Annotated in this window: 19 protein-coding genes; 4 read left to right on the top strand and 15 right to left on the bottom strand. The window is 35.1% G+C overall.

Annotated features, from left to right (window positions below; genetic code table 11):
* Positions 1 to 30 precede the first annotated feature (30 nt).
* Positions 31 to 438: a hypothetical protein gene (locus P178_RS0113675; protein ID WP_027066742.1), complete on the top strand. Its 408-nt coding sequence runs from the start codon at positions 31 to 33 to the stop codon at positions 436 to 438.
* Here the strand turns inward: P178_RS0113675 and P178_RS0113680 are convergent.
* The 15 genes from P178_RS0113680 to P178_RS0113745 form a co-directional block, all read right to left on the bottom strand.
* Positions 435 to 1898, bottom strand: a complete 1464-nt coding sequence (locus P178_RS0113680) for a mannitol dehydrogenase family protein (protein WP_027066743.1) — start codon at positions 1896 to 1898, stop codon at positions 435 to 437. The two genes, P178_RS0113675 and P178_RS0113680, sit on opposite strands and share 4 nt — an antisense overlap.
* Positions 1899 to 1910: 12 nt before the next feature.
* The gene (locus tag P178_RS0113685) at positions 1911 to 3629 is read right to left on the bottom strand and encodes a purine-cytosine permease family protein (RefSeq protein ID WP_027066744.1); all 1719 of its coding nucleotides are present in this window, start codon (positions 3627 to 3629) and stop codon (positions 1911 to 1913) included.
* Between the two features lie 192 nt (positions 3630 to 3821).
* A complete protein-coding gene (locus P178_RS0113690) occupies positions 3822 to 4649 on the bottom strand; it encodes a DUF6503 family protein (RefSeq protein WP_027066745.1) in 828 nt (275 codons plus the stop codon).
* A gap of 23 nt (positions 4650 to 4672) precedes the next feature.
* A complete protein-coding gene (locus P178_RS0113695; RefSeq protein WP_027066746.1) occupies positions 4673 to 5407 on the bottom strand; it encodes a glucose 1-dehydrogenase in 735 nt (244 codons plus the stop codon).
* Between the two features lie 34 nt (positions 5408 to 5441).
* Positions 5442 to 6221, bottom strand: a complete 780-nt coding sequence (locus tag P178_RS0113700) for a haloacid dehalogenase type II (RefSeq protein ID WP_027066747.1) — start codon at positions 6219 to 6221, stop codon at positions 5442 to 5444.
* A 52-nt stretch (positions 6222 to 6273) separates the two neighbouring features.
* Entirely contained in the window at positions 6274 to 6876 is a 603-nt protein-coding gene (locus P178_RS0113705; protein ID WP_027066748.1) for a TetR/AcrR family transcriptional regulator, read from the bottom strand.
* A gap of 158 nt (positions 6877 to 7034) precedes the next feature.
* A complete protein-coding gene (locus P178_RS0113710) occupies positions 7035 to 7949 on the bottom strand; it encodes a helix-turn-helix domain-containing protein (protein ID WP_027066749.1) in 915 nt (304 codons plus the stop codon).
* Between the two features lie 10 nt (positions 7950 to 7959).
* Positions 7960 to 9066, bottom strand: coding sequence for an MBL fold metallo-hydrolase (locus P178_RS0113715; RefSeq protein WP_036147334.1), 1107 nt, complete (start codon positions 9064 to 9066; stop codon positions 7960 to 7962).
* 28 nt (positions 9067 to 9094) lie between these two features.
* Positions 9095 to 9346: a hypothetical protein gene (locus tag P178_RS23580; RefSeq protein WP_231500549.1), complete on the bottom strand. Its 252-nt coding sequence runs from the start codon at positions 9344 to 9346 to the stop codon at positions 9095 to 9097.
* 30 nt (positions 9347 to 9376) lie between these two features.
* A complete protein-coding gene (locus P178_RS22060) occupies positions 9377 to 9913 on the bottom strand; it encodes an oxidoreductase (RefSeq protein ID WP_231500550.1) in 537 nt (178 codons plus the stop codon).
* Positions 9914 to 10153: 240 nt separating this feature from the next.
* Positions 10154 to 11209, bottom strand: a complete 1056-nt coding sequence (arsB, locus tag P178_RS0113725) for an ACR3 family arsenite efflux transporter (protein ID WP_027066751.1) — start codon at positions 11207 to 11209, stop codon at positions 10154 to 10156.
* 2 nt (positions 11210 to 11211) lie between these two features.
* Complete coding sequence (locus P178_RS0113730; RefSeq protein WP_027066752.1) at positions 11212 to 11844, bottom strand: low molecular weight phosphatase family protein; 633 nt, start codon at positions 11842 to 11844, stop codon at positions 11212 to 11214.
* A gap of 22 nt (positions 11845 to 11866) precedes the next feature.
* Complete coding sequence (locus tag P178_RS0113735; protein ID WP_027066753.1) at positions 11867 to 12334, bottom strand: DUF6428 family protein; 468 nt, start codon at positions 12332 to 12334, stop codon at positions 11867 to 11869.
* 74 nt (positions 12335 to 12408) lie between these two features.
* Entirely contained in the window at positions 12409 to 12738 is a 330-nt protein-coding gene (locus P178_RS0113740) for an ArsR/SmtB family transcription factor (protein WP_027066754.1), read from the bottom strand.
* Between the two features lie 136 nt (positions 12739 to 12874).
* Positions 12875 to 13744 (bottom strand): AraC family transcriptional regulator, encoded by an 870-nt coding sequence (locus P178_RS0113745; RefSeq protein ID WP_027066755.1) that lies wholly within the window; start codon positions 13742 to 13744, stop codon positions 12875 to 12877.
* 182 nt (positions 13745 to 13926) lie between these two features.
* Here P178_RS0113745 and P178_RS0113750 point away from each other — a divergent pair, with 182 nt between their 5' ends.
* From P178_RS0113750 to P178_RS0113760, 3 genes are read left to right on the top strand one after another with little or no spacing between them, the layout of a single operon-like run.
* Positions 13927 to 15000: an efflux RND transporter periplasmic adaptor subunit gene (locus tag P178_RS0113750; RefSeq protein WP_081819485.1), complete on the top strand. Its 1074-nt coding sequence runs from the start codon at positions 13927 to 13929 to the stop codon at positions 14998 to 15000.
* A gap of 8 nt (positions 15001 to 15008) precedes the next feature.
* On the top strand, positions 15009 to 18131 hold the full coding sequence (locus tag P178_RS0113755; RefSeq protein ID WP_027066757.1) for an efflux RND transporter permease subunit: 3123 nt from the start codon (positions 15009 to 15011) through the stop codon (positions 18129 to 18131).
* 16 nt (positions 18132 to 18147) lie between these two features.
* A complete protein-coding gene (locus P178_RS0113760) occupies positions 18148 to 19491 on the top strand; it encodes a TolC family protein (protein WP_231500551.1) in 1344 nt (447 codons plus the stop codon).
* Positions 19492 to 19552 lie beyond the last annotated feature (61 nt).

The following is a 19552-nucleotide window of genomic DNA, read 5'->3' on the forward strand; positions in this document are numbered from 1 at the left end:
TTTTTAATGAGTTAACTTAAAAATTTTAATATGGAGAATACTGCAAAAACCATGAATGGACTTTATGAAAGTTTAGGTAAGCTATTTTACGCCGTAGCCATAAGCGATGGTACTGTTCATAGTAATGAATGGGAGAAGGTCAAAGAATATGTAAAAGAAGATTGGTTATGGGTAGATGATTTTACAGATAGATACGGTACTGATGCCGCAAACCAAATTGAAATAGTTTTTGATGTTCTTATGGATTCTTCAATAAGTAGTAAGGAGTGTTTTCAGGAGTTTGTAGATTTTTATAAAGAGCACCCACATGCATTCTCAGAAAAAATAAAAACCTTGACCAAAAAAACGGCCAAGGCTATTGCAAGTTCATTCTCAGGTAATAACAAATCTGAATTAATACTTTTAGGGAAATTAAATATACTATTAGCTCAAAATTAATTCATGAGCTTCTTTATATCTAAATCTGTATAAATTTTCTGAACCAAGTTACTGTATGTTGTTGTAAAACGTTCGTTATTGATTAGATTACCAAATAGGGATTCTTGTCTAATAAAGGCAAGTGGGTCAGTTTTTGTGTTGCTTGCTGCAGCATGTAACTGATCTTGCATAGCATCTATAATTTCTATTTTTTGACCATTTTTGTCTATTCCCTTATCACTATAATAACACCAAGCTGCAATTACCAAGGTAGCATAATCAATACTGCCACCGCTAGCTAAATTATCTTGAATGGTAGCAATTAAGAATTTCGGTAATTTCGCTGAACTTTCTGAGCAAATACGACTTACGCTATCTTTAATGTTTGGATTTGCAAAACGCTCTTGTAAACTATCCTTATAAGCGGTTAGATCAATACCTTCTAATTTATCTAAAATAGGAGTTGCCTCTTGGTCCATGAATGCTCTTAAATAGGTAACGAATATATCGTCTTCCATACAAGCATTAATAGTTGGGTGACCATGTAAAGCACCTAAAATACCTAACACTGAATGACCTGCGTTTAATAGACGCAATTTCATTTTTTCGTATGGTTTTACATTTGGTACAAATTGTACGCCTACTTTTTCAAACTCTGGTCTACCATTAGAGAAATCATCTTCGATAACCCATTGTATAAAAGGCTCACAAGTTACAGGCCATTCATCTTTAAGGTCATATGTAGTTTCTAAATAATCAATATCAGATGGTGTGGTAACAGGTGTTATACGGTCTACCATACTATTTGGAAAACGTACTTCTTTTTCTATATAAGTTGCTAAGTCTTTGTCTTGTTCTTTTGCAAATGCAAGTAACATATCTCTTGTAACATCACCATTATGCTGAATATTATCACATGACATTACGGTAAAAGCTGGTAAGCCTGCTTCACGTCTTTTCTTTATAGCAGCCGTTAGAAATCCGTATATAGTTTTAGGACTATTAGGATTTTGTAATTCGTGTTGAACATCTGGATTCTCAAAGTCGAATTCTCCCGTTGCTGGATTAAAGTTATAACCTCCTTCAGTTATAGTTAATGAAACAATTTTAGTATCTGGATGTGCCATTTGATTTACAACTGGATCAGCATTTTCGTGCCCTAGTTTAAAATCTATTATTGATCCTATTATTTGCGAATCTATTTTCCCATCAGGATGCTTTACAATAAGGGTGTAAAGTCCGTCTTGTTTTATAAGAACATCATGAATTTTTTGATCTCCTTTTCTAAGTCCAATACCGCAAATTCCCCATTCAGAAGCATCCTCTTGCTCTTGTAGTAGATGTGTGTAATATGCTAGGTGCGCCCTGTGAAAACCACCAACACCAACGTGTACAATTCCCACTTTAAGTGAATCTCTCTTATAGGTTGGGGTAGGTAATTGTTTATTTATTGCTGCTAAATTATTGTTATTCAACATCATCTCTTTTTTATTTTAGCTTAATTTTTTTGATTTTCCACGTAATAAAACCCAGTAGGCTGTCACGAAATAAATTATGGTACAAATAAATGCATATCTGTAGAAAATCTCTCTATTTTCAACATATAAATTTTCATCGGCACTATCAAATAATACGATGCCTGCCAATACTAATGTAATTACCAGAGCTGTAATTGAAACGACCTTTAATATCTTAGACAAGAGTGAGGTGTCTTTCTTTTGTTTCGTTTCTAATTTGCCTTTTTGTTCTTGAAATGCTACAATTTTTTCATTGCGTATTTTTTCTTGTTCCTCTGCTTCTGGATATTTGTTTTTTGCACCATAACGACCAGCTAATAGTGTGTAAATGACTATCGTAAATAACCATGTAGGTATAAAAAGGTAAAAGAATGACATTACGTTGAAAGCATTTAAGCCAAACCCAAATACCAAACCTAGACCCCAAGAAACTATGGCAGGAGTGCTAAAAGTTAAGTTGCTATAAGAAGACCAGTAACGTGTGTAACCAATTCTTGGAAATATTTGATGCTCGGCAAATACAATTGCACCAACCGGCACTACCAATAAGCCAGCGTAAGTTAATAGTGGAAGTATTTGAGAAAATACAAAAGGAAAACATGCAATTGCAATGGTAATTAAACCAACGATAATTGTCGTCTTTTTTCTAGAATGTTTGTGGAAAATAGCCTGTGCTGCTAATCCAGCACGGTATAAGTTGGTTATGGCAGTAGTCCATCCCGCTACAATAACAATCACAAATCCAGACCATCCTAGTGCGTAGTATGCTACATCACCCGGGTCTAATTCTACAATAGATTTACCAATAATTACAGCTGCACCTGCACCCATAATACCGGCAGCTATCCAAGCAACATAATGCCCAAACATCATACCTGTACTAGTAGCTAATCCGTAAGATTTCTTTTTGGCAAATCGTAAAAGAGCCATATCTATTAATCCGAAATGGGTTATGGTATTTGCAGCCCATGCAAAACCAATTACTTCAACCAAGCCAATGCCAGGTTTACCAGAACTGTCAAGACCCGTCCAAATAGACTGATCTCCGAGAGTTATAAGGTCATCCCATCCATTTGGTATAGTTACTCCTAAAACATCTAATGACAAAGCAGGAAGCAGTACCATGGCGCCACTTGTAAACATAACAAATAACCACGGTGCACATATTCCAGAAAATTCAGATACGGCATTAAAGCCATACAAGGCAATAGAAACTACTACAAGACCAACACAGAAAACGATTACCACAAACCACATATTGGTAGGGTACCAGTTGAGCTGGGCAGGTATATCAAAAGCAAAACGAACTGCTGTTGCAGATACCGTTATCATTGCCGCGGAGATTACTGAAAATATGATAACGTTAGCCCAGTTGTAGAGCTTGGTCATTGAATCTCCCGCAATTTTATTTAAGTATGTATATAAACTTAATCTTGTTTCTACTGCTATCGGAGAAGTAATAAATGTCCAGCTTAGAACCGCTAAAATATTCCCTATCAATAGACCCAGAATTATATCCATTGTTTTTGCTCCAAGGGCAACAAATGTAGCTCCAATAACAAATTCCGTTGCGGCTACATGTTCTGCTGCATACAGTCCGGCAAAATGAGTCCAATCATGTAACTTATGTTTTGCAACTGGTAATTGTTCTTCATTTAGATTTTCAAATGTTTTGTAATCGTTGGTTGCGGACATAAGTTGAGTTGGTAGTTAAGTTGTTTCTTAAATTAAATATTAGTTCTATTTACAGATTTACTTCTACTAGCTATATAAATAAACAGGCATGCAATGTATTTAATTTTAACAACAACCTTTAGATAAATTTGTTATTATTCAATTTCTTTAAACTAATGCAAACAGATGATTTGAATTACGGTCATTACACAATTAGAATTTATCTCGACTTTTAAAATCATTTTTGTCTAATCCATTATTGAAGGAAATGTCTTTCCAATTTACTTTAACCCAAGGCTTATCACTAACTTTTGCATCCCATGTAGATTTCTTGTATTTACGTTTTGTAGGGAGTAAAATTCCATCTACTTCTTCATATTCAACCCTCATTAAATTAGGGGTGTCAAAGGATCCGTAATCGGCTACTGTAAATAAAAATTGGTCTACAAGTAATGTGGTTTTATTTATATATAGCTGATAAATATCTGTTGGTTTTGCGTCATTGAAATTGAATGAAACTTTTACAATATCATAAGCTTGACTATCTATGGTCTCTTCTCCAATATATTCATAGAAAACACCTTTGTCCAGTAATTTCTGAAACATGGTAAACCAGTAGAAATTAGTTGGTCTATTAAACGCCACCTTTTTTAAAGCGATACTATCGTTAACAAGCAGATCATTATGTTTTAGCCAAAATTCTTGACCGTCGTACCCTTGTTCTATGGTTCCTTCAAGATTACTTAGCGTTCTTTCATGTTGACTGTATTTTCCAGAGGAAAGTTCACCATTAAAAAGATATTTTTCTGTTGAAATATCCGTCTTGCCATCAGGTGTTTGATATATGTAGGTGTAAACAACATCCTTCTTATTTCTAAGGGCTTTATAGTTCCCAACTTTTTGAACCATGCTATACACTAGTTCATGACCTTTATTATTAAAGGACGAAGTAGAAATTTCTTCTTTTTCTACTGACTTTTTACCTTTACAAGAGGCTATTAAAAGGCTAAAAACTATTAGGGTGGTAATTTTAAATTTCATTGTGGTTAATTTAGAAGGTGAGATTATATTAAGGCTCCATTAGCACCAATAGTTTGTCCAGAAATCCATTTAGAATCATCACTGGCCAAGAATAGTACAATTCGAGCAATGTCAATAGGTTTTGCTAATCTGTCAAAGGCATTCATTGAACTTAATTTATCAATGAACTCTTGAGATTTTCCATTTAAGAATAATTCAGTTTCTGTTGCTCCTGGTGCTAAAGCATTGACAGAGATTCCCCTGCCTATTTCTTTTGAAAATACTCTTGTCATTTGTTCAACAGCAGCTTTTGAGGCGGAATATAATGCGTAAGTAGGGAACATTAGTTTCACCGTACTAGAAGATATATTAATAATGTTACCATTATCTGATAGTTTACTGTCAGCCTCTTGCAACGTGTTAAAGACGCCCTTCACATTCACATCAAACAGTTTGTTAAAATCTTCTTGAGTGTTATCTTTTAATTTTTTCGAAATCATGACACCTGCATTGTTCACCAATACATCTATTTTTCCAAAAGTCTTGATGGCTTGGTTAAATAGTTCGGTTACTTGATCTCTATCACTGACATCTGCTTTAATGGCAATTGCGTTACCGCCATTTTTCTCAATTTCTGCAACCGTTGCTTCCGCATCCTTATCACTTTTAGAATGATTTACTACCACTTTTGCGCCATTTTCGGCTAATAAAAATGCAATCTCTTGCCCTATACCTCTAGATGCCCCAGTGATTAATATCACTTTGTCTTTTAATTTCATGAGTTTATTTTTAGTTGCTTGCTGTATTAGAAAATTAAAGGCTTATCAATTTATCTGCAATTAGTTTAAGATTGGGCTCATTGATTTCTGGAGTAGGCGATAACGGGTATAATTGAGCACCAGGTCTGCTTATAAATGCGCCTCTCCAATTAGCCCAAAGTGCTCCAGAAATATCCCACCCGTGTGCAGCTACTAACAAACATTCTTGTGGTTGTATCTTCATTTTTCTCGCTGCCCAATTATATGCATCAACATGTGGTTTAAACTTGCCCATATCCTCTATACTTAACCGTTGGTCAAAGTATTTGGTAAGTCCGGAATTTATAAATTGTGTTTCAACACCTTTATTTGATGAGTTGGTAAAAGAAACCAATTTGTAACCCGCGTCTTTTAAAGATTGTAAAGCAGATGGAACTTCTGGGTGTGCAGGCAATGAACGAATAGGGTCTACAATAGATTTTTTGGCTTCATCATGACTTAGCGTTATGCCGTTGTTTGCGGCAACCATTTGCAAAGCTGCAGCACCAATAATGGCAAAATCATTGTATTGATTTGCAACTGTAGACACAAGTGAATATTGCAACATAGTCGTAAACCATAGCGGTAACAAATCATTTCTGCCGTTTAGCGCTTTAGCAACGCTATCTTTCATAGCTGTTAAATCTAAAAGGGTTTCGTTAACATCAAAGAAAAGTACTTTCGGTCTTTCAAATAATTCTTCTTTTTTGTTAGCAAACCCTAGGGCAGGTATGGCTGCACCGGCAGCACCAAGGATGGTCGATTTTTTAATGAAGTTTCTTCTGTCTTTGTTCATAGTATTTATAATTTTAAAAACATTCTAAGTGGTATGTTTTTGGATAAAAAAATTATTGTTTTATTTGTTTTAAGTAAATAGATAGCCCGTTTAAATATTCGTCCATCACCTTATCATCATCATAAACTTTGCGAATTCCACGTATTCCTTCAAAAGCACTAATTAAATAAATAGCAGCTGCAGCACTTGAAATTTCTTTTTTAATAGAGTTCTCTGTCTTTCCTCGTTCAATTAACTCTATGAGAGCTCTTTTCCACTCCTCAATAATGTTTTTCAGCGCTCTTTGATATACCTTTTCATTATCCCCAATTTCATTGATAAGATTATTTGTGGGGCAACCGTGTTTCTTTTCATACATGGTGAAAGACTTAAGGCTGTTTAAAAAAGTATCTTCTAAAATAGCATATGCATTACCGTTTTGGTATAGTGGGTATACCATTCTTTTTTGAACTCTACTTTGTAATTTTTGGGTAATTATTTCTATGCCTAATTCTTTTTTATTTGCATAGTGATGATAGAAAGCTCCTTTTGTCATGGTAGTAGCCTTCATTATTTTTTCAATACTAGTAGTCTTAAATCCATCTTCATAGAAAAGTTTAAACGCCTCATTGAGTATGAGTTGTTTTGATAATTCAGATTTTAAAGACTGTTTCATATCGTAAATATGCTTAATAAAATACGGAGCAGAATGTTTTTGATAATGTTTAACGTATTCTTAACTAGAAAATAATTTGTTGTTTTTGGTTGAAGTAAAAAACGTATTTAGAGAATACTGGTCAAAAAAAATGAAAGTTAATGATACCAAAAGTATTTCTAATTTAAGTTTAATCTATACTCATTAGGACTCATAGAAGTTTTCTTTTTAAAAATTTTACTAAAATACTGTGGATATTCAAACCCCAAAGAATATGCTATTTCACTAGCACTTTTCTTTGAGTTTAATAGTTTGTTCTTTGCTTTTTCTATGATGTATTGGTGAATGTGATCTTGGGTTCCTTGTCCGGTTTCTTTTCTAAGCAAATCACTCAAGTATTTAGCCGAAATATTCAATGCTTCTCCACAATATTGTACCGTTGGTATACCAAGTTCAATTTGTTTGTTTTGACTGTAGTATTCTTTGAGTAGCTTTTTAAAATTAGCTGCTATATCTTTATTTAAATTGGTTCGTGTGTAAAATTGTCTGTCATAAAACCTAACACAATAATTAAGTAACAATTCTAGATTAGAAATAATAATGGTTTGACTATGAGTATCAATATTACCGCTGTATTCTTTTTCAATTTTTTGTACTATTTCAGTCACCGTTTTTCTCTCGTCATCTGATAAATGTAGTGCTTCGTTAGAGGCGTATTCAAAAAAAGTAAAGAGGTCTATTTTCTTACCTAGTTCAGATTTTCTAATTAAATCAGGATGAAACATCAGCGTCCAGCCTTGGTCTGTGGTGTTAATGTTCTGTTTTTCAAACTCCATTATTTGATCAGGAGCCATAAAAATCATTGAGCCTTCTTGGTAATCATATGAATTTCTACCATAGTTTTTAATGGTAAAAGCACAATTATCTTTTAAACTGATATGATATAGACCTAAGGAATATTTAAAATTTTCTAGACCAATTTGGTTCCAATTATCGCCAATTCTCAATACGGAAATTAATGGGTGTTTTGGTTTCTCTAAACTAAAGTAAGAATGAACTTCTGCAACACTATTAATTTTAATAATTTCCTTCATAACCAATAACTTAAATGTTTTGCCACCAGTTGGGGTAGGTCGAAACTGAATCTTTCACTATTATCTCTTGCCCAATTTGTGGTGCTATTACCTGTAAGTTCAATTCAGTTGCTTTAGCTTCAACTCTTTTAATAGGATCAGTCCATTCATGCAATGCTAATTTAAAACCTGCCCAGTGAATTGGCATTATCTTTTTTGCTTTAACGTCGATACCGGCTTGTGCTGTTTCTTCAGGCATCATATGAATATCTGACCACAATTTGTTGTATTGACCGCATTCCATCAAGGCAAGATCAAAAAGACCATACTTGTTTCCTATTTCTTTAAAATGATCTGCATAGCCACTATCACCACTAAAAAAGATATTTTCGTTTTTTGAGGTTATGACCCAAGAACTCCATAAAGTACTTTGGTTGTTATTTAAACCTCTGCCAGAGAAATGCTGTGCCGGCGTGCAGACAAATTTGAGGGAGCCTAACTGTGTTTGTTGCCACCAATCCAATTCTGTTATTTGTGAATCTGAAACTCCCCAAGATCTAAGGTGATTACCAACGGCAAGTGGCGTATAAAAATGTTTCGTTTTACCCTTTATCTTCAATACAGATTCATAATCCAAGTGGTCATAATGATCATGAGAAAAGATTACGGCATCAATTTGTGGTAATTGCTCAATGGCTATTGGGAACTCTTTATTGAATCGTTTTTCTCCTAAAAGTGGGTGAGGGGCTGCAACGGCACCGAACATTGGGTCTATTAAGATATTTTTTCTATCGATCTGTAATAGAAAAGAGGAATGCCCAAACCAGATTAATCTAGCCTCTCCATCATAATCTGCAATATGTGTGGTGTCTAACTTTTTAGGCACCAAATCTTCTTTGGGGCGCCCATTGGGTACTTTGGTAGTAAAAAAGGTATATGCCAAACTTAACTTGTCAGAAAAAGATAAGTCTTCTGGTACCGGTTTTACATTACGGAATTTACCATTGCTAAATTGTTGAGATTTTGAGTACGCAAGTTTTTGCTCTTTGGTGCTATTACCCCCAAAACTTGGATAAAAATTGGTAAATGCCAGAATGGCGATAACCAGTAGACCTATTATTACTAAGGTTGTTATCATTATTTTTTTTAATATTCTTTTAATCATGCTATTTATATTGACTCATAATCACTTTGTCAAATATACGGTCACCGAACCATTTACGCACTGTTATGGCAAACTTGGCAGAATACCCTTTTACGTATCTGATTTTAGGATTTTTCACTGTGGCTGCTTTGGCTATCGTTTTTCCTAATACTTGCACATCTGTAAAGCGATCATTAGTAAAATCTTTTTTTATGGTGTCTGCAACTGAATTTGCAAATGTTGCATAGGCTCCCTTACCTGAAGTTTCTCTCAAACTTTCTGCGGCAATTAAGCCCCAAGGGGTTTATATTCCGCCAGGTTCTACAATGACCACATCGATGCCAAAAGGCTTCACTTCTAAACGTAAGCAATCGCTCCATCCTTCTAAAGCATGCTTAGTGGCAAAATACCATGCGCCTAAAGGCAAATAAACCTTACCGCCCATAGACGAAATGTTTACAATTCTACCATAATTGTGTTCTCGCATTTTTGGCAGTATCAATTGTGTAATTCGTGCCAAACCAAATATATTCACCTCAAACTGTCTTTTGGCCTCTGCTATAGATACATCTTCTACCGTACCGTAAGAGCCATAACCGGCATTGTTAATTAAAATATCTATTCTACCTTCTTTATCGATTATGGTGTTTACACATGAAACAATGGAATCATCTTTGGTTAAATCTAAAGGCACAATGTGTATTCCTTGAGATTTTAAATCTTGCATTTCTTCCATTCTTCTTGCAGCTCCATAAACAATATACCCTTGATTTTTTAAAATGTAGGCTGTAGATTTTCCCATACCAGAAGAAGCTCCTGTAATTAATACGACTTTATTCATGAGTATTTTTTAAATTCTATAATTCGGTTTTACTTTGACAAAATTAAAGGGATACGTGCTGATAGTTGTATGCTAATTGCCGAATGTTGAATACTTTTTACATATCGTACTTATTCAGGTAACATCATGAAACAAATAAACCTCTATTTACAAAATTTGTAGATAGAGGCTTTGATTTATTAGAACTTCCCGTTATGTATTAATGTTCTGTTTTTACGTCTTTAAATGCATATAAATTTTTTATACTGCTGGTTCTTTAGTTGTGGTAAAATACTTCTTCTTCAACCAAAATGAAACCCGTACCAAAAATATAAGCGCAGGCACTTCAACTAAAGGACCTATGACCCCAGCAAATGCCTGACCAGAATTGAGTCCGAATACTGCAATGGCAACTGCTATTGCCAATTCAAAATTATTTCCGGCTGCAGTAAATGCTACTGATGCTGTTTTATCATATTCTGCACCTGTGGCTTTAGTAAAGAAGAATCCGATAATAAACATTAAAGTGAAATAGATTAATAATGGAACTGCTATTATCAGCACATCCATAGGTATTTCTACTATGAGCTCTCCTTTTAATGAGAACATGATGACAATGGTAAATAACAGGGCTATCAAAGTCATTGGTGAAATCGTGGGTATGAATTTGTTCGTATACCAATCTTCGCCTTTAAGTTTTACTAAAATCAATCTACTTAATATCCCCATTAAAAATGGTAACCCTAAATAAATGGCTACACTTTCTGCAATGGTGCCAATTGATATATCAACTATCGCACCCTCAAAACCGAAGTAGGGAGGAAGCACGGTGATAAATATCCAAGCGTAGAAACTGTATGCAAATACTTGAAATATACTGTTCAGTGCTACTAAACCTGCTCCATATTCGCTGCTACCATCGGCAAGATCATTCCAAACCAATACCATGGCAATACAACGCGCCAAACCAATAAGAATTAGACCTACCATGTATTCTGGATAGTCTGATAAAAAGGTAATTGCCAAGATGAACATTAAAACGGGACCAATAATCCAGTTTAAGATAAGACTGATAGATAAGATTTTTGTGTTTCTAAAAACCTTTGGTAATAAGGCATAGTTCACTTTAGCCAATGGCGGATACATCATTAATATTAAACCGATAGCAATAGGAATGTTAGTACTACCACTACTAAAGCTATTTATAATATCTGGAAAACTTGGAAAAAAGTATCCGATACCAACACCAAGAGCCATTGCGGCAAATATCCACCAGGTTAGGTTTTTATCTAGAAAACTTAATTTTTTAGATGCCATTTTTATTTGCTGATTTGTGAGAATATGTAAAATAATTCCGTTGCAATTTGTATACTTCTTTCAGCATATTTTTCTGCTTGCTGTGGAGTATTATCAAACGCTTTTGGGTCTTCGAAAGTAATAGGTACTCTTTTTTCTGCACCTGCAATAAAAGGACAACCACCATCTGCTTGCGAACAAGTCATGACCGCCGCAAACTGTGAAGCCGGATTAAATGAATCTTCATAAGATTTAGAGAAACCAATTACCGGATGCTCATTCTCAGAATACTTAATGGCATACACAGGATTACTGGTGTCCGATAATTTTTGAATCTGAAATCCTTGATTCTTTAATGTCTCCGCAACCATTGGAAACAATGCCGTAGCTTCTGTACCACCAGAATAACAGTACACATTTTTAATATTAAAATAGGTAGCCATAGTCTGTGCCCATACTTGCGATAGGTGACTTCTTCTAGAATTATGCGTACAGATAAAGTTGATTCTTATTTCTTGGTCGTGGGTAGTTTTCTCTTGTATAAAATCTACCAATGGCTGTAAAACAACTTTACGTTCTGCCGTAATTGAATTTGGCTGTAACGCTTTAATTAAATTCTCAATTTCTGGTAACATGTTGGTTTCTGTAGTTATCATTTTTTCTAATGTTTATAGGTAATTAACAGCAGTTTCCGTCAGGTGCACAACAAGGTTCATTATTTACCTCGGCAAGGTTTAATTTTGGCTTCTCTGTGGGTATGCCACAATTATCTTTTGCTAAGCAGTCTGTTTGCTTAGATGCTAAGATGAAATTTGTACCGTCAAAATCAAGACCAAATTTCTCTATGGTTTGTCCTTGGTATTCAACTTCTATTTCTAAATCTTCTATGCCCAATACTTTTTCTGAAAGCTCAATAATGTTGATTAGTTTTTCTGGGTGAAGTCTATGGTCATAGTCATTGGCATTCCATAATTGAAAGTTTACTACTTCCTCATTACGAACAGTACCACCACAGTCAATGAAGTTTTTGGTAATCTTGCCAACTTCGGTTACATGAAAATGGTTAGGTACCAATTCGCCATTAGGTAATTGAAAGGCTATAGTTTCTAATTCTGCTAAGTGATTTTTAATTTCTGATAGTTTCATAATTTTGATTTTAAATTATATGTTGTCTTTTTATTTATTAATCGTAATAAAGCGATAAAAGAATGTAAAATTTTTTAACAGCAATCGGTATTCGGAATATCTTGATCCAAGAATTTAATCATAATATCTTTCATGTTAGACCAGTTGTCTTTATCTATACAGTAACAAACACTGGTGCCTTCTACATTACCTTTTATCAATCCTAAATTTTTCAATTCTTTTAAATGTTGAGAAATGGTTGGTTGCGCCAAACCAATTTCGTTTACCAAGTCTCCGCATATGCAAGTATCTATTTTAAATAAGTACTGTAATATTGCAACACGCGCAGGGTGACCAAATACTTTGGCGAAGAGAGAAATCTTGTTCTGCTCATCAGTAAACATTTCTGTTTTTGCTAATCCCATTCTTTAACTTAATTGTTTCATTGCAATATTACGATATAATATTAAAATACAATGCTAATTAAACATTAAATTTATGTTAGCTGATAGTTTTAGGGTAGGGGAAAGAATTCTAAATTGTTGAAAGATGTATCTCTTTCTACTTCTTTCTAAAGGCTTTAGGAGTTTCGCCTACTGCCTTTTTAAATGTTTTGGTAAAGTAAGAATTGTCGTAGAAATTAAAGAAATGTGCAATTTCTTCACTACTCATATCGGTATAGATCAAGTAACGTTTGATCTCAATAATAAGTTTTTCATTAATTAGCTCGCTCACACTTTTTCCGATCGCCTTTTTAGTAATTCTATTTAAGTTCTGTGGAGTCATATATAATTGAGATGCATATTCAACTACACTTCTATTACTTTTATATTGTTTATTGATCAACGATTCTAAAGTGATGATGTGTTGCTCTTCTACACTAATCTTTTCTCCTTTCGTTTTTTCATAAAGTCGCGATAGCTTTACCAACATTAGTGTTAATAGTGCTTCTAGTGCATCATATTTTAATATGGTCTCGCTATGGTATTCCTTTTCCATCTCTTCTAACAGGGCATGGAACATGGGTTTTTCTGCATCTGTCAATTCTAAAAGGGGACTGCTCAGAAATCTACTGAATATAGGTAATGACTGAACCCATTGTTGCGCACCGGGTTTCAGCAAGAAATCTTTTTGAAAAAGTACTCCAAAACCATTGTTGAAATTTCCTTTTGCTGCAAATACTTGCCCCGGACTGCAAAAATATACTGAATTTGAACTGGGTACATAAGTGTTAAAATCTACATTTAATTCACCATCTCCCTCAATGAAAAAGGAAAGTCCGTAGTTCATGTTTCTAAACGGATTTCCGCTTTTCATTAAATCGGAAATGTTTTCGCCCTTAAAGATTAAAAACCCAGGGTGATTCTTATTCTCCTTTATTCCTGTTTCTCTATGAAGATCAGATAAGCCTAATTGAGGTATATGTTCCATAATTATGGTATAATTCTATTTAAAACTACCAAATTTTCCTCAAATAAGTGCTTTTTAGACTTATAATGTTCAAATTATACCATAATTATAAGTAATGCTACCATTTTTCACCTTCATTACTAACTTAGTTTTGCACTCTTAAAATTGAATACCTAAAAATGATACTTAAATCTAAATCTAATATGAAAGATAAACACCTGTGGTTTACACTAAAAAGTGTTTCAATTGTTTTGTTATTTCTTGTTGCCGTTAGTTGTGGTGGTGAAGAGAAGACTACTACCTCAAAAGTAATTAAGGTACGCGTTATAAATGTTGGTAGCAGTACCACTAATTCTAATGCAAACATTGAGTACAATGGTACTATAGAATCTGATGTTGCCATCAATTCTAGTTTTCAGGTTTCGGGAACGGTTTTGAATATCCCTGTACAAATAGGAGATTTTGTAAAGAAAAATCAATTAATCGCTCAAATAGACGGCACTGTTTACTCCAGTCAATATGAACAGCAATTAGCGCAAGAACGTTTGGCTAAAGAAAATTTTGAACGTATTAATAAGGTGTTTCAAAAAGGAAGTATTGCTGAAATTAGAATGTTAGAGGCTCGTTCGCAATATGAGCAAGCTCAGGCAGCGGCAAAAATGACCTACCAGAATGTGCGTCATGCCAAGATTTATGCGCCAATGGACGGTTATATCAGTAATAAGATGATGGATGCCGGTGATTTGGCACAACCGGGTCAGCCTGTAGTAGAGCTGGTAAACATCAATACGGTAAAAGCTGCACTTCCTATTCCAGATAGTGAAATCAACAACATTGCGAAAGGAGATACCGCAACGGTAAATATTCCTTCTTTAAAAGATATGAATGTAACAGGTACTGTTGATGAGGTTTCCATTCAATCTAACCAAGGATCACCAGTGTACACTGCGTATGTAACGTTGAATAATACAAGTAAGAAAATTAAGCCAGGTATGACTTGTGCGGTAACCTTTCAACAGTCGCCTAAAACTGGTAATAATGAAAATCAATCTATAATTATACCTTCTGAAAGTATCGCTGTTACAGAAGACGGAAAACGTTTTGTGTATGTAGCCAATGGTAACAATGCAGAAAGACGCTATGTAGATATAGGTCAACTATATGATAATGGCATTGCAATTACCAAAGGCTTAAGTAAAGGTGATCAACTGATTGTTTCAGGGTATCACAAACTTACGCAGAGCACACAGGTTGAAGTAATTAATGATTCCAAATAATACACCAGATGAAAGAAAAAAAGAGTGGTGTCATAGATTGGGCATTTAAACACGCAACATTTCCTTTTGTACTAGTATTGTCGCTAGTGCTTATGGGCATATATGGGCTTTTAAACATGCCCAGAAACGAATTTCCTGACTTTACTATACGTCAAGGATTAATTATAGGGTCTTATCCTGGGGCGTCTTCTGAAAAAGTTGCGGCCGAACTTACTTCTAAGGTAGAAGAGTTTCTATTTAGCTATAATGAAGTAGATAAAACCAAAACGTATTCGTATTCAAAAGACGGACTCATGTTCATCTATGTAGAAGTATCGGATAAGGAAGATCATAATGCTACAGCTCAGTTTTGGAATAAACTAAAGTCGGAAGTTTTAATTTTTCAGCAGTTAGAATTACCTCGCGAGGTGCAAGGTATTTTGGTGAATAGTGACTTTGGTAGTACTGCAGCCCTAGTTTTAGGTGTAGAGTCAGAAACTAGACCTTATAAAGACCTTCAGCGACATGTAGAGGATATTGAAGACGAGTTTAGACAGATTGATAACTTGGCGAAAATATCGCATTCGGGCGGACTAACAGAACAGATTGCTGTTTATGTAAACCAAGATAAATTGGCTAATTACGGTATTACGCCACAAGCCATTACCATGAGTTTGCAAAACCAGGGTGCTGTAGTAGGTTCTGGAACATTAGAAAGTAATACTAGAGAAAGACCTATTTACCTTGAAACTACTTTAAAGTCTGAAGCTGATATAGCGCGTCAGGTTATAAAAACAGAACAAAACGGTAACATTATTAGAGTAAGAGATGTTGCTCGTGTGGTTCGTGAATATGATGATCCAGATTCATATTTGACTATAAATGGCACCAAGGGTATGATCATTACCCTAGAAATGGCTAAGAAGGGAAATATTGTTCAGTTTGGTGATGAGATTGATGAGCGATTAGATAAAATCATTAGCGAAATGCCAGCTGATATTAAAATTACCAAAATTGCCAATCAGCCAGAAGTGGTAGACCATTCTATTAGTCACTTCATGAAAGAATTCGGGTTTGCATTAATTGGTGTAATCTTAGTTACATTGATTTTACTTCCGGTTAGGGTAGCTTCTGTTGCTGCTGCTACTATCCCTATTACTATTGCAGCTACCTTATGTATTATGTTCTTTATGGGCATTGAACTGAATACGGTAACCTTGGCTGCACTAATTGTGGTGTTAGGTATTGTGGTAGATGATCCTATTGTAATTATTGACAACTATGTAGAGAAGTTAGATGAAGGTATGTCTATACCTGAGGCAGCGGTAAGCAGTGCAAAAGAACTGTTCCCATCAGTATTTACGGCTACGTTGGCTATTTCTGCTACTTTTTATCCGTTGTTGTTCTTTATGGAAGGTGTAGCTTCAGATTTTATTAGTGCATTCCCATATGTAATTATTATAGCATTGACTTTATCATTATTGATATCGATTCTTATTGTGCCTATGATTAATTCCATATTCATTAAAAAGGGACTTCATGATGATCCAGCAAATAAAAATAAGGATGGTAAAAAATCAATGCTTGATCGCTTGCAGTCCTTTTTTGATGCTGCGGTGAATAAGGCTATGGCTCATTATAAGATTACTATATTCTCTGGTATTGCAGCTATAGTTGTAGGTGTTATTTTGTTTGGTGGTGTTAGTCAAGAGTTATTCTCAAAAGTAGAGCGTAACCAGTTTTCCATAGAAATTAGTGTAGCTCCTGGTAGTAGTTTAAAGGAAACAGCCAAGGTTGTTACCGAGTTTGAGAAAGTATTAAGTGTTGATGACCGAGTGGAGAACTTCACTAGTTTTATTGGACAGAGTTCTCCACGTTTTCACACCCTATATGCTCCAAACCTTCCTGCCACAAATTATGCCCAGATTTTAGTTACTACTATTTCTGATGATGCCACAGCAGAGGTATTGCGCGACTATGATGAGAAATATGCGGATATGTATCCGCAGGCATACCTTAGAATGAAGCAATTAGAAATGTCAGGAGCCAATGCTCCTATAGAAGTGCGCATATATGGTGATGATATTGATCAGTTGAAAAAGTATGGCGATACCATTATCAACATAGCACGTGCAACGCCAAAAACAATCTGGAGCAGAACCGATTATGGTGATATGAAAGAGGCGGTTAAAATGGACGTTAAGTTTAACGAAGCCGCAAGATTAGGCTTAAACAATAGAGATATTGCAAATGCCGTTGCGGTGAATACTACAGGTTTAAAAGCAACGGAAATATGGGATAAAGATTATCCTATTGATGTGAAGATAAAAAGTGAAAATCAGCACAATCAAAATGTATCTGATTTAGAACAATTATCTATTATCTCACCAAAGAAAGGTGCAGCAATTCCGTTGCGTCAGGTAGCGAATGTGTCTTCAGAATGGACACAAGAGACTATTGTAAACAGGAATGGTACCCGCTGTTTAACGGTTCGTGTAGATATTGATAAAGATGCCGTTGCCAATGAGGTATTGGCAGAAATGATACCTAGTATAGATGCTATTGATTTTCCTGAAAACCTTCGTTTAGAATATGGGGGAGAGTATGAACTTCAAATTGAAAACAATAAGCCTATGGGGCTTTCTCTAATGCTAAGTGTAGTATTGATTTTCTTAATTCTGTTATGGCACTTTAAGAGCTTTATGCATGCCGTATTAAGTTTCATTACTATGCCGTTAAGTATTTTTGGTGCCGCTGTTGGTCTGTTGTTAATGCAGTACCCTTTCGGGTTTACTTCTTTCTTAGGATTATTGGCACTGTGTGGTATTGTAGTAAGAAACGGAATTATCTTGATCGATTATGCCGATGAACTTCGCCACCTACATAATTATAGCGTTAAGAAAGCGGCTATTCTTGCAGCGGAAAGACGTATGCGACCTATTTTCTTGACATCTTCTGCAGCCGCAGTTGGGGTAATACCTATGATCGTTAGTCGTTCTAGTCTTTGGGGACCTTTGGGAACCGTAATCGCATTCGGGTTGATGTTCTCTATGGTACTTACTCTTTTTGTACTACCGGTACTATACTGGTTGTTCTTTAGAAAAGAAGATGATGAGACGGTTGATGGGGAAATCGTTAAAGCTGAAGTTTAATAGTAGAAAAGTAATAATGATACATATAAAATCACATAATACAGGTATTAAAAGCGTGCAGTTGTTTTCCGTAATCGGGATGATGCTTTTGGGATTCCATAGCTCTTTTGGTCAAAAGATAACTTTGGAGGAAAGCCAAAAGGCAGCGCTTAAACATAGTAATGCCATAAAGAACGGTCTATTGACCATTGAGAAGTCCGAAGCGTTCAAAAAGGAAATGGTAGCTAATTATTTTCCGAATGTTGAGGCAAGTGCCATCGGTCTTTATGCCCCTAACGATCTAATTAGTCCTATTGAGGGAATTTTACCTTACGGTATAGATAATTTGTATAATGCCAGTGCCACTGCTACAGAGGTCATTTATGCCGGTGGAAAAATCAGAAGTTCTAATGCTTTGGCAGATTTACAGCTAGAAACTTCCCAGATTAGGGCAGAGCAAGCCGTTGATTCTGTTTTGGTAGTAACTGAAAATAAGTTTTGGCAATTGGTACAATTGCAAGAACAACAGAAGGTTATAGAAACGAACGAAGCCTATTTAGATGAGCTTTTAAAGCAACAACAAGATTTGTTGGAAGCTGGCTTAATTGCAAAAAATCAATTATTACAGGTAAAAGTAAACCGTAGCGAATTGCTTTTGAATAAGAGTAAGTTGGAGAACATGCGCAAATTGGCATTGTTAGATTTCTCTCTTTACGTTGGTGTTGCCTATGCTCCGGATATGGTGGCAGATGCAAATTTTGAAAATATAGCTCCGCCAGAATTAAAATATCCTGAACCAGATTTAGACCTGAACGGGAATAGCAATTACATGCTTCTAGAGAAGTCTATTACTGCCAGTAGCTTACAAACAAAAATGGCAAAAGCAGGTTTATTACCTTCTTTTGCAGTTGGTGTAAGTGCACAAGAATTTGGTTCTATAGATAGTTCTATAAGTAATCAATTTACAGGTTTGGCTTTTGGTACATTAAGTATTCCTATTTCAGATTGGTGGGGTAGCGGAAAGCAAAAAGTGAAGCAAGAGCTAATTCAAGAAGAGATTGCCCAAAACAATAGAAAAGATGGTATTGATCAACTAAAACTGGCAATAACACAAAGTTGGTACGATCTGGTTAATGCTCATGAGCAAGTAACCTATGCTTTAGAGAACAAACAGTTGGCTGAAGAGAATTTAAAGGTAAACCGTGATAATTACGATAGTGGTCTAAGCGGAGTTACAGATTTGTTAGATGCTCAGGCAATGGCACAGAATGCACAGTCCAACCTAATAAATGCCTATACCAATTTTGAAAATAAAGAGATTACATTTTTGTACAAAACGGATCAATTGGTAGCACCTTCATTAGAGAGTTTAAAAGAGTAATATTTTATAATAGAAACTTTATAAATTTATTAATGTAATAAGATGACCGCATTGGTTAAAT

This window comes from Maribacter sp. Hel_I_7 (assembly GCF_000688315.1).
In the GTDB taxonomy this organism is placed as follows: domain Bacteria; phylum Bacteroidota; class Bacteroidia; order Flavobacteriales; family Flavobacteriaceae; genus Maribacter; species Maribacter stanieri.